This is a genomic window from Emticicia sp. SJ17W-69, assembly GCF_051209875.1.
Lineage (GTDB): Bacteria > Bacteroidota > Bacteroidia > Cytophagales > Spirosomataceae > Emticicia.
Genome location: NZ_JBNTQY010000001.1, coordinates 488,850 through 500,822, shown reverse-complemented (window position 1 = coordinate 500,822; position 11,973 = coordinate 488,850). Strand labels below are relative to the sequence as shown.

The following is an 11,973-nucleotide window of genomic DNA, read 5'->3' as shown; positions in this document are numbered from 1 at the left end:
TTTAAAAAGTTTTTGTGTGTTCGTATAATAAATAGAATAAATAACTCCGAAAGTACTGACTCGATAAACCAACCTGTTTGAAATGATGATTCTTTTAATTTAAAACCATACAATAGTATCAAGAAGGTTATAAGAACCATGAACTCCAAAAACGACCATCTAGGCAAAGTATAATTTTTGTGTTATGCCGAAATTTGTTTGGAGCATTCGTAAGCATAATGAGGTATTCCGATAAAATTTGTCAATTAATATTCTGACAATTCCCACAGCCAACGAGCGGTTTTCTCGTTGAGCGTAGCAATTTGTGTTGCCATCAAATTTACTGCTCTTTTACTCATTTTCCAATCTATATGAATCGTTTTAATGTTGTCATCATAAATGTAGATTTGCTTAAAATGCTGTTTACTATTAATTCCAGCCAATTGACATACCTGCAATGATTTTTGTAATGCTTCCAATATTTTTTCTTGCGAAACCTCTTCAACAAACGGCAAATGTCGAAGCGAATATCGACGCAAAGAATTGTAAAAGGCATCTTCAAATTCGCCTAAAGCAGCTTGCTCTTCATTAGAAGAATAAAGGGTGATGTATTCGGTTTTCATTGGAATAAAAAATTATAATGTTATTTTTAATTCTTCAAACAGTTTTCTTTGCTTATCACTCAATTTCTCTGGAATTTGTACTTGCAATTGAATATAAAAATCACCAAATGAGCCTATTTTCTCATAAACGGGCATTCCTTTTCCTTTTAATCTAATCATTTTACCATTTTGAGTTCCCTCAGTAATTTTTATCTTTACTTGGCCTGACAAGGTATTGACTAGGATTTCACCACCCAAAACAGCCGTATATAAATCAATGACTTGTGTATAGTACAAATCATCGCCTTTGCGAGTAAATTGTGGATGTGGTTTTACACGAACTCTTACAAATAAATCTCCTCGATTTGCTTCGTTACTTCCTTTTGCACCTTTGCTTTTTATGCGTAATTGTTGGTCGGTATAAGCTCCCGGTTTCGTAGTAATACGTAGTTTTTCGTTCTCAACTTCAATAATTCTACTTGTACCTTGATAGGCCTCTTCCAAACTGATTAACATTTCTGTTTCATAATCACCACCTCTTTTTTGTTTGGAACCACCGCCTCTTGTTTTTCCCGAAAAAAATTGTTCGAATAAATCCGAAAAATCTGATTGCCCGCCAAATCCTTCAGCTCGACCATTGTATTGCTGACCGCCCGCTCCTCCTCCGAATGGGTTTCCATCTTTTTGGTTTCCTGATTGCTCGTATTGTTGCCAATTTTCACCAAACTCATCATACTTTTTCCGCTTTTCAGGGTCGCTTAAAACGCTATTTGCTTCATTGACAAGTTTGAATTTTGCTTCAGCTTCTTTGTTATCTGGATTTTTATCGGGATGATACTTTACTGCCAAAGCTCTATAAGCCTTTTTTATTTCTTCTGGTGTTGCTTTTTTATCAATGCCTAATATTTTATAATAATCTTTATTATCCATGGTAGTAAGGGTTAAGATATGGATGATAAATCTCTGATAATCAAAACTCTAAATAATGAATAAAATATCATTCACCTCTGTTTTCTTCTAAATCATTATGGTCATCACCACCTAAACTGTAGTAATTATTTTCTTCATCTTCGCTACCAATACTTTCTTGTTCATCATCTAATTCTGAGCCAGGAACATCTAAATCATCTCCTGATTTGTCATCATCAAAATCTTTTTCATTGCGGGTATGCACTTTTGCACTATCCATTGACTCCTTCATTTTGGAGGCATCTTCGGGGTCAATCAATAAATCTTTGCGGAATTTACTATAAATATCTTCACTGGCAGGATAAAGTGGATAACCTGGAAAATTAATTATTTCATCTTTCTCCAATTGTTTTTCCAACAATTGGGGTTCGGTTTTCTTTTTCATAATCGCTTGAATTAAGTTCGACGAGGATTAAGTAGAAATTAGTGTTTTGAAAAATATTCTCTAACAAAAGCATGCTGCTGGTTTTCAGTCATTTTATCAGTCTGCTTTACTTCAATTTTGATTTTATCGAAGTGATGGTTTGCTTTTAAAATATTCAATAACTCAACTTTTGCATCAGTTGGGCCAAAAAGCACCACTTCTTCATAATTGATGATAGCCTCTCCCAACTCTTTATAATAGGCCGCTTGTTGCTGTTGTTCTTTGTTGTGCATTCGGTTTTCACCCTTAGTCATACTAAGTTCTTTTTCTTCATGCGAAAAGTTAGATTTGATAATTTTTGTTTCAATCGGATTTGTCGAAAACCCCATTAAATAAGCAGTTGAATGATCCATCCAAATACCTAAATATTTTACTTTTGTCATGACAATATTATGTTTTATTTAAGATTGGAACTATGATTTGCATCATAGTCTTTTAGCAGGATAGCCAATGATTCGTAGTAATCTTTTAAAATTTTAATTGTAATCTCAGGAGTAGCTTCGTTTGGAATCGTCACAGGCATTTCGGCGATATATTTCGATAATTCAGGGAATTTATCTTGAATCAACATCGTGATTTTGAGAATATCGGCATTGAGTTCTTTTTCTGTTTTCATAGTATTTTTTTGTTAAAAATAAAAAAATCGCTTTTACATAAATACTCGTAAAAGCGATTCATATTATCACCACAAAACACTAAAACTTGTAACCTAATGAAACTTGCCCTACTGCATTTTTTCCACTTCCTAAAAAAGGACGTGAATTATCTTGTGTTACATCAATAAAGCCTTGATTATATCGAACCCCAACGATTATTTTACTAAAGTTATAACTCAAACCAGCCGTCAACCCAGCATCAACCTTCTTAAAAGCATTAACCATCACGGTGTTATCATTATAAAATTTATAATTTGGGGAAGAAATTAAATAGGATACAAAAGGTCCCACTTGTAAGTCGAAAGCATCTAATTTAAACGCTACTGGTACAAGAAAATCTATGTAATTCAGATCTACGGTTTGGCGTTCATTCAAGAACTTGAAGCCAGCACCTTTTACTGAATAACTCAATTCAGGTTGTATCGACATGAAATTGGGCGAGACAGGCACATCGGCGAAAGCACCAACATGGAAGCCAAAGCGTTCTTTTCTATCTGGCAAATTCGGAAATGAAACATTGCTGGCATTGAGACCCGCCCGAATACCAAACTTGATTTGTGCCTGAGATACTGAAGTTGACGCGATAAGCATCAAAACAGCAACAATGATATGTTTATTCTTCATATTATTTTATTTTTAAATCGGTTGAACGATATAGGTAATGTAGTTGACAAACGAGTTGTCACAAATTATTTTTTCATTCTTTCATTACATTACTTCTTTCTGTGCTTCAGTCTTCATTTTGTCGTTGGCATAAATAGCAATTTCGACCCGACGATTTTGTGAACGACCAAAATCTGTTTCATTTGATGCCGTTGGTTGGCTTTCACCTTTTCCTTCTACTTTAAGGCGGCGACTACTAACACCCGCAGAAGTAAGTTGATATGAAACAGCCCTTGCACGATTTTTAGACAAGGTCTGATTGAAAGATGCTGAACCAACATCGTCTGTATGGCCAACGATAAGCAGATTGGTATTAGGATTTTGCGTAAGTGTTTCAGCAAGTTTTCGTAGATCTTCTCTGTTTGCTTCTTTTACGTCGGTTTTGCCAAAATCAAACAGTAATTGACTATCAAAAGTTACTTTGATACCTTCGCCTACACGTTCAACTGTTGCCGCTTTTCCTAAATCATCTTGTATTTTTTTGGCTTGTTTATCCATTTTATTGCCGATAATGACACCTATTGTACCACCAACTGCTGCACCCAAAATGGCACCAAGTGCAGTATTATTTTTTTTATTGCCAATAATACCACCGATTACAGCTCCCGAAGAACCACCAATAACGGCTCCTTTTTCGGTCTTATTCATCTTCTTTTTTGTCTGACTTTGTGTGGTTTTGCATCCTGCAAACATCACACAAAAGATTATCCAAGAAAAAACTACTTTATTCATCATTTTTATTTGTTTTATAGTGTAGAAATAAAATATTGATTCAATTATAAGTACTTAATAATCAAATCAATACATTGAAATTTTTATACTTTAAAGTAAAAGAATGAGTAATAATATAATAACAATGATTGCACCAACAGAAAGATATACTCCACCATTAAGGCTTGCAAGATTTGTTTTTAAAGTGCGAACTTCTTTGCGTAATTGTTTCTTTTCGCTTGAAGTCATTTTTGACTTATCCATTGCTTTGATTTCGCTCAAACGATTAAGTAAAACTTTTGCTTCGGCTGATTCAACATTTTTAGATTTTTCCATTGGAGCTGCATTTGATTCAGCTCTCAATTCTGTTGGAATAAAAGACATTAACATAAATAATGTCACTATAGATAGTGTTATTTTTTTCATTTTGATTAGTAATTATTCCCCGTAAATGACGGGACATTGTGAATTGATTTCCACTATGCAAAGGTCAATAGTATTGAGCTGGGAAGTGTTACATAACTTTCGTAAAAGTTTATATCTTTCACACATTTCTGATAAAAAAATAGGAAAGCACTTTCCTATTACTATGAAAGTGCTTTCCTGAAATATTGTTCTATTCGAGTATTTTTACATTCTATCCATGTACCAATTCAATTGCTTTTCTATTTTTTGATAGTGAAATACCTTCGTAATAATTTGCTGTAAACGCATAAAAGCGGTTTCGCTTTTTACTACATAATCGGTTGCTTTATGGTGCATACAGTTGATTGCTACATCTATTTTGTCTTGTGATGATAGCATCACCACTGGAATACTTGTATCTGATTTTTTTATTCTATCTAAAGTTTCAAGCCCATTCATCGCATTTTTATCAATGCCATCAAGGTGGTAATCTAATATGATTACATCTGGTTTATTTGCTAAGTTTTCAATGCAAAGTTCACCTGTTGCATAAGTTTCAATCTCAAAGTCGGCGTGTTGTAAGAAATCAATTTCTAATGATTTCAAAAATACAGCATCATCATCTACCAGAAAAAGTTTTATTTTATTTTGGGTTTCCATCATTTGGTATTTTTTATCTTGTTCCATTCTGCTTCTAATTCTTCACAAGCTTGCATACAAACATTTTCGAGTTTCAAAACCAAATCTAAAATTCCATCAGTTTGGTGTTGGATACTTGCGTATTCTTGCACTTTTTTTGCTATATTTTCATAATCTGTACTGATTCCCATAATTGAGAATGAAGGGATCATTTTGTGTACTGCCGAATGAAGTAAATCCCAATTTTCATCTTTTAAACTTTGCTTCATGGCTTTGATTAATGGCGGTGTTTGCTCTAAATAAAGCGAAATCATTTGCAGCATCAACTGTGGATTTGCCTTTGTTCGATGAATCAAGTAACTAAGATCTATACATTTCACTTTTTCACTTTCTTCGTTTTCTTTAATTTTGCTTGCCTTCACAGGTGTTGACTTTTTTACTAAACTCACTATTTTAGTGTATAATAATCGTTCGTCAAGAGGTTTGGCTATATAGTCATTCATTCCCACAGCTTTACATTTTTCCAAATCAACGGTTGTTACGTCTGCTGTCAAGGCCATAATGGGAATATCAGATTTTAATACATTTCTAATGTATTCTGTTGCCTCAAAGCCATTCATTTCTGGCATTTGCAAATCCATCAAAATAATATCATAAGGTTTGGTAGCTGTGGTTCGATTTTGCTCACCAATCAAATCCAAATCGCTGTTGGTTTGCGAAATTGAAATTAACTTTTCAATGGCAATTTTTCCATTGGCCGTAATATCACAGTCGAATCCAAAATCATCTAATAATGTACGCATTAGTAATTGATTGAGAGCAATATCTTCTACAACTAGTATTTTTATGTGCTTATTTTCTGCATCCATTTCCATCATTTCTGACACTAATTCTGCGTCAGCTTTGGTTTTTTGAAAACTTAATGTAAAACTAAAAATAGAACCCTCATCTACTATACTTTCTACTCGAATGCAACCTCCTTGCGGCTCAACCAATTGCTTGACAATGGCAAGTCCTAAGCCTGTTCCTCCGTAAATTCTTGAAGTTTCACTGGAAGCTTGTTGAAAATTCTCAAATATCGTACTTATTTTACTATCTGATATGCCAATACCTGTATCTTTCACAGCAAATTCTATACTTACTTTTTCTTTGTCTTCATTGAGTAAACGAACACTTACGGTGATTTTGCCTTTTGATGTGAATTTTACAGCATTGCTCACCAAATTCAAGATAATTTGATGCAAACGCACAGGGTCGCCAAGCAAAACTTCTGGAATCTTTTTATCATATTCAATGACTAATTTTAAGTTTTTTTCTTGAATTTTTGTTTCAAACAAATGCAACATTGCCGAAATTGAAAGTGCCATTTTAAAAGGCACTTGCTCAAATGACATCTTACCTGCATCTACTTTTGCCAAATCAAGAATATCATTGATCAGTACGATTAAAGCATCGCCACTTATTTTGATGGCAGTCAAATACTCTTTTTGCTTTGCTGTTAAATCTGTTTTTAGTACCACCTTCGTAAATCCAATAATTGCATTCATCGGTGTACGAATCTCATGACTCATATTTGACAAAAACTGTTGTTTTGATTTCACAGCATTTTCGGCTTTATTTTGGGCTTCTTCTGCAATGACCGTTGCCAATTCGGCAAATACTCTTGCTTCTATCAGTTCGTTTTCAATTCTTTTTTGTTCGGTAATGTCTCTTGCCACCACCACCACTCCAAGCACATTTCCTTGCTCATCTTTATAAACTGAGCCATTGAACAATACATCTGTTTGCTTATGATCTCTGATTGTTAAAGGATAGTCAGCAACAAAACCTTTGGCAAAAACCTCCTGATAACCTTCTCGTGCTTTATCAGGCTCAGTAAAATAATCAAAAAAATCAGTTCCTATTAATTTTTCACGTGAGACTCCAGTGATATTCACCGATGCGTTATTCAAATCAGTAATTTTCCCTGCGGGACTAATGGTAAACAATGGGTCAAGGCTGGCTTCAATAAGACTGCGGGCATAATTCGCAATTCTTAGTTCAGTTGCTCGTTTTTCTTTTTCATCATTCTGAAAGGCAAGTTCTTTATTTGCAATTTTTAATTCGGCTGCCCGTTTCTCTTTTTCATTATTCTGAAAGACAAGCTCTTTGTTGGCGATAATTAATTCATCAGCCCGTTTTTCTTTTTCATCATTCTGAAAAGCAAGTTCTTTATTAGCGATAATTAACTCAAGTGCTCTTTTTTCTTTCTCTCTATTCTGAAAAGCAAGTTCCTTATTTGCAATTCTTAATTCAGCCGCACGCTTCACTTTCTCACCATTCTGAAAAGCAAGTTTTTTATTAGCAATAATTAGTTGGTTTGACTCCATTCCCTTGCCGTTCCCTATCATATCAATTTATTGTCTTGTAAAATAATGGTTTTTATTGCTTTTAAATCTCTTCTATGGGGCTTCTCCGCTTATCTTTCAATTGCTTAAAATGGGATGGCGAAAGTCCCGTCATTTTTTTAAATTGCCCAGATAAATGTGCTACACTACTATAATTCATTTTATTGGCAATTTCAGTGATGTTCAATTCACCATAAATAATCAACTCTTTTATCCGTTCGATTTTATGTGAAATAATAAATTGTTCAATGGTAGTTCCTTGTACTTCCGAAAATAGATTTGCCAAATATGTATAATCATGGTTCAGTTTTGTACTTATAAAGTCAGAAAAGTTTGTTTTGGGTAATTCATCGGAATGATGCACCATTTCGACAATGACATTTTTGATTTTTTCGATTAGCATAGCTCTTTTATCATCCATCAATTCAAGTCCTACATCAAGCAAAGCTATTTTTAGTTGCTCTCGTTGCTCAGTGGAAATATTCTCCATCACCTCAACTACACCTAATTCAACTACAATAAAGTGTAATCCAAGCTCCTTCAAAGATTTTTTCACCATCATCTTGCAGCGATTACTCACCATATATTTGATATATAATTTCATACTTATATTAATCCTTTTCTTTATAGCTATTAGGCATTTGTAAAGGTGAGCATATTAAAACAAGAAAGTTTATATAATTCAAAAAATATGTTACATAATTCACACATTACCATCCATTTGTAAGGTGAGCGTTCGTTAAAGTTCTATCTTTCGACTCATTAAAATATTTATTGGATTTACTAATCATTTAAAACACACAGCCATGAATAAAAAAGACAGAGCATACATAGAAGGGAGTAGCCAAATAAAAGAGGAAAAAAAATTAAACTACAAGAAGTTTTGGGCATGGGGAATAGGACTTCTTGTTGCCTTGATGGTAATTGCCTATATAGCAGGTTTTATTACTTTCGGCAACAAGATTCCAGTCGTGAAGGATAGCGAGAGAAAGGCTTATTTTGAAAAAGATTCATCCACTGCTGCTGCTGTGGCAGCTGATGCAAAAATGGATAGTTTAAAAGCAAAAGAATAAAAGAATATCGAACTTCGGCTTCGCTCAGTTACCGCATTCTTAATTATACTAAGTGCTAAGGTTAATTTATATAATAAACAACCTTCCCATTAAATTCCTACGGGATTTAATGAGCTAAAATTTATTAGTTTAATTTTGTATCATCAATTTCACTTGGAATGTAGAATACTGATAATCAGCATTCTACATTCTTAATTCTACATCGTGCTTTAGCACTATTTAGAGACCCATTTCGTCGGCACTTGGGCCATAACTTCCTGGAATTGGTATGTCTAATAATCTCAAAAATACGCCTAATTGAGCTCTATGATGAATAATCTGACACAGAGAGTGGTGAACAGTTTCGGCTTTGGTCTGTTTCATAAAAATTTCATCTCCACTTCTCAAAGTCCAAGGTTCTGATAATTTTTCTTCATTTTCAGCTACTAAATGTGTTCTACCATCAACCAATGATTTTTCAAATAAATCCATTAACTCATTGGTATTATTAATCATTACAGGGTTATAAGGAGCAGAAGCAAAATCCAACTCGTCAGTCGTTAATGCCAAAGTTATCCAAGTGGGCAATTCGGCAATATGAGTAGCCAAACTACGAATAGTCATACTTTTGGGATGTGGTTGCCAGTCATATTTATCGTTTGGTACGATAGACAACATTTTGCGAGTAGTAAGCGATTCTTGCTCCAATTCTTTGAGGTACATTTCAATCATTGACATAATTCTTGCTGTTTTTTTGATTAATAACACAAAGAAAATAGGTCCTACTGACAACCCTATGTCAGTGCATTTTATAATTTTAAAAAATATTTTTCCGCCCTGATTTTCAATAGAACCCAATGTCCGAAGGCGTACTAAACTTGTCCGTTTTCGGACATTTTTTGGCATTTTTTTATTTATAAATAATTGACAATCAAGTATTTATACTTTTGGCATAACATTAGCTAATATATAGTAAATTATGAAAAAGCTATGCTAAAAAATTACATCAAAATCGCTTGGAGAAACCTTGTCAAGTACAAGGCTTTTTCTTTAATTAACATCTTTGGACTGGCGGTGGCGATGTCGGTATCTATGCTTATGATACTCATGTATAGCGACCAATTGAGCTATGACCAATTTCATGTAAATAAAGACAGAATCTATCGTTTGGTCTCAACGCCCTTGAATCGTACGAATCTCAGAGCTACCATTCCTTTTCCAGTAGCTAATAAATTAAAAACTGATTATCCTACCATCGAAGAAACTGTTCTTTTGAGAAAAGGCATTAATGGCGATGCTGTTCATAATCTGCATTACTCAGCATTGAAAGGTTATTTTTCTACACCTTCATTTTTTAAAGTTTTTTCTTATCCTTTAGCATCAGGCGATGCAAATACAGCATTAGAAAAACCGAATTCTTTGGTAATAAGCCATCAAAAAGCCATAGAATTGTTTGGGCATGAAAATCCATTAGGCAAAACGATTCGATATAGCGATAGAAGTGATGAAAGCAAGTCTCCTGTAGATTGGGGAATTTATACCATTACAGGTGTTTTTGCTGAAACTGATTTCAAATCACACCTCGAATTTGATGCCATCGTGTCGGCATCATCTTTGGACATTTTATATAAAGAAAGTAAAACACCTTCCGACTCGACTATCGCAAGCAAAATAGAAAATCTTTCTAATAATTGGAGCACCGACCACTTGGCTTTTGTTTATGCTCTTTTGAGTAAAAATGCTACTGAAAAAGACCTTAGTCTTGCCTTAGATCAAATTTCTCAACAAAAATTCAAGGAAAGTACCAATCCACAAGTAAAAGAATCTCGCTTATATTTCCAGCGATTGACCGAAATAAACCCTGGCCCAGTAGTCAATAATTCAGATGTAGAAACTTTGCCGATGTTTGTTTATTATATTTTAGGTGGACTCGTTTTGGTCATTTTATTGGCTTCTTGCTTAAATTATATGAGCCTTTCTATTGCCCGTAGCTTCACTCGTTCGGGCGAAATCGGTCTCCGAAAAGTAATCGGAGCAAATAGAAAAGACCTCATTGTGCAGTTTTTAAGTGAAACTTTTCTTACCGTTTTGTTAGCCTTAATCGTAGCCAATTTCTTTTTGTTTTTCCTTAAAAATGCCTTTCTAAGCCTTTGGATTAATCAATACTTGAAGTTTGACTTGAAGTTTAATGTTTATGTTTACCTCGCCTTTTTCATTTTCAGCCTAATTATCTGTTTTATTTCTGGTATTTATCCAGCCATGAAATTATCGAAATCAAGCCCAATCGAAATGATTAAAAAAGTGAGTAATACCCGATTGGGTAAATGGGGTTTTCGTAGAGTTCTGACAGTGAGTCAGTTTGCTATTTCGCTTATATTTATTGTTACTTCTATCGTGATTTATGACCAGTTCAAACATTATATGCAATTCGACTATGGTTTCAACCCTAAAAACGTTGTTAATATCAGCTTGCAAAGCAATGATTATCAATTGGTTAAGAATACTTTGAGAAATGTAAAAGGTGTAAAAGACATAGCTGCTTGTGCCTATCTTCCATCAACAGGACGAAACGATGGACTTGAGTTAAAAGTGCCTGGAAAAGAAACTGCTTACAATGCCATCAACTTAGCGATTGACCAAGATTTTACAAAAGTAATGGAAATCCCGATGCTTTACGGCAAAAACATTGAAACCAACAATGAAGGCAAGTCTAATACGATTTTGGTAAATGAAGAAGCCACCCGAAAATTTGGCTTTAAGCACCCAAGTGAAATGATTGGACAAAGCTATCTTTTAGATGGCAAAAACGTACAAGTAGCTGGCGTATTCAAAGATTTTACTTTCTTTTTGTTGTTTTCTGCTCGAGAAACTGGGCCAATTGTATTACACGCCAATCCAACAGCTTTAAAATATGTATCGGTAAAAATTGCATCAAACGATGTAAAATCTGTCATGGCTGATATTACCAATTCGTGGAAAGTGATTGACCCTATTCACCCAATTAAATATGAATACTATGAAGAAACTTTAGCCAATACCAATCAAGGTATCTTCGATTTGGTTTCGGTCATTGGGCTATTGGCATTTTTAGCTATCACCATTGCCTGCCTTGGCTTACTTGGAATGGCCATTTATACTACTGAACGCCGTACCAAAGAAATTGGCATCAGAAAAGTATTGGGAGCGAGCGAGTTGAGTTTGAACTTTATGTTATCGAAAGAATTTTTAAAAATGTTGGCATTAGCCATTCTTATTGCTGCACCACTTTCGTTTTTCTTGAATAATATGTGGCTGAATTTTATGGTAGTAAAAGAAAACATTACCATTGGAACTGTGCTATTTGGTTCGATTATTTTATTGATTTTGGGGCTTCTCACCATCATACCTCAAACCTTTAGAATAGCAAGACATAATCCTGTAGAAAGTTTGAAAACGGAGTAATAAAAAGTTGTCAGTAAGGATACTGACAACGGCATAGCATAATGG

The 11,973-nt window shown here is 34.2% G+C and carries 14 protein-coding genes; 2 read left to right on the top strand and 12 right to left on the bottom strand.

Annotated elements, in window-relative coordinates; genetic code table 11:
• Positions 1–245: 245 nt before the first annotated feature.
• The 11 genes from ACQUQZ_RS02175 to ACQUQZ_RS02125 form a co-directional block, all read right to left on the bottom strand.
• Positions 246–602 (bottom strand): hypothetical protein, encoded by a 357-nt coding sequence (locus ACQUQZ_RS02175; RefSeq protein WP_435353063.1) that lies wholly within the window; start codon positions 600–602, stop codon positions 246–248.
• 12 nt (positions 603–614) lie between these two features.
• The gene (locus tag ACQUQZ_RS02170) at positions 615–1,511 is read right to left on the bottom strand and encodes a DnaJ C-terminal domain-containing protein (protein WP_435353061.1); all 897 of its coding nucleotides are present in this window, start codon (positions 1,509–1,511) and stop codon (positions 615–617) included.
• Positions 1,512–1,578: 67 nt separating this feature from the next.
• Complete coding sequence (locus ACQUQZ_RS02165; protein ID WP_435353060.1) at positions 1,579–1,935, bottom strand: hypothetical protein; 357 nt, start codon at positions 1,933–1,935, stop codon at positions 1,579–1,581.
• A 38-nt stretch (positions 1,936–1,973) separates the two neighbouring features.
• Entirely contained in the window at positions 1,974–2,357 is a 384-nt protein-coding gene (locus tag ACQUQZ_RS02160) for a hypothetical protein (protein ID WP_435353059.1), read from the bottom strand.
• A 14-nt stretch (positions 2,358–2,371) separates the two neighbouring features.
• The gene (locus tag ACQUQZ_RS02155; RefSeq protein WP_435353058.1) at positions 2,372–2,590 is read right to left on the bottom strand and encodes a hypothetical protein; all 219 of its coding nucleotides are present in this window, start codon (positions 2,588–2,590) and stop codon (positions 2,372–2,374) included.
• A gap of 79 nt (positions 2,591–2,669) precedes the next feature.
• Positions 2,670–3,254, bottom strand: a complete 585-nt coding sequence (locus ACQUQZ_RS02150; RefSeq protein WP_435353057.1) for a porin family protein — start codon at positions 3,252–3,254, stop codon at positions 2,670–2,672.
• An 84-nt stretch (positions 3,255–3,338) separates the two neighbouring features.
• Positions 3,339–4,028, bottom strand: a complete 690-nt coding sequence (locus tag ACQUQZ_RS02145; RefSeq protein ID WP_435353056.1) for an OmpA family protein — start codon at positions 4,026–4,028, stop codon at positions 3,339–3,341.
• A gap of 87 nt (positions 4,029–4,115) precedes the next feature.
• On the bottom strand, positions 4,116–4,430 hold the full coding sequence (locus tag ACQUQZ_RS02140; protein WP_435353055.1) for a hypothetical protein: 315 nt from the start codon (positions 4,428–4,430) through the stop codon (positions 4,116–4,118).
• Positions 4,431–4,634: 204 nt separating this feature from the next.
• Complete coding sequence (locus ACQUQZ_RS02135) at positions 4,635–5,096, bottom strand: response regulator (RefSeq protein WP_435353054.1); 462 nt, start codon at positions 5,094–5,096, stop codon at positions 4,635–4,637.
• Positions 5,069–7,438 (bottom strand): ATP-binding protein, encoded by a 2,370-nt coding sequence (locus ACQUQZ_RS02130; RefSeq protein WP_435353052.1) that lies wholly within the window; start codon positions 7,436–7,438, stop codon positions 5,069–5,071. Before ACQUQZ_RS02130 ends, ACQUQZ_RS02135 begins: the two co-directional genes overlap by 28 nt.
• Positions 7,439–7,478: 40 nt before the next feature.
• Positions 7,479–8,039: a helix-turn-helix domain-containing protein gene (locus ACQUQZ_RS02125; protein ID WP_435353051.1), complete on the bottom strand. Its 561-nt coding sequence runs from the start codon at positions 8,037–8,039 to the stop codon at positions 7,479–7,481.
• A 202-nt stretch (positions 8,040–8,241) separates the two neighbouring features.
• On the opposite strand from ACQUQZ_RS02125, the gene ACQUQZ_RS02120 reads away from it, so the two are divergent.
• On the top strand, positions 8,242–8,508 hold the full coding sequence (locus tag ACQUQZ_RS02120; protein WP_435353050.1) for a hypothetical protein: 267 nt from the start codon (positions 8,242–8,244) through the stop codon (positions 8,506–8,508).
• A gap of 219 nt (positions 8,509–8,727) precedes the next feature.
• Here the strand turns inward: ACQUQZ_RS02120 and ACQUQZ_RS02115 are convergent, their stop codons facing one another.
• On the bottom strand, positions 8,728–9,393 hold the full coding sequence (locus tag ACQUQZ_RS02115) for a DinB family protein (protein WP_435353049.1): 666 nt from the start codon (positions 9,391–9,393) through the stop codon (positions 8,728–8,730).
• Between the two features lie 84 nt (positions 9,394–9,477).
• Here ACQUQZ_RS02115 and ACQUQZ_RS02110 point away from each other — a divergent pair, with 84 nt between their 5' ends.
• Positions 9,478–11,928: an ABC transporter permease gene (locus ACQUQZ_RS02110; RefSeq protein WP_435353048.1), complete on the top strand. Its 2,451-nt coding sequence runs from the start codon at positions 9,478–9,480 to the stop codon at positions 11,926–11,928.
• The last annotated feature ends 45 nt before the right edge of the window (positions 11,929–11,973 follow it).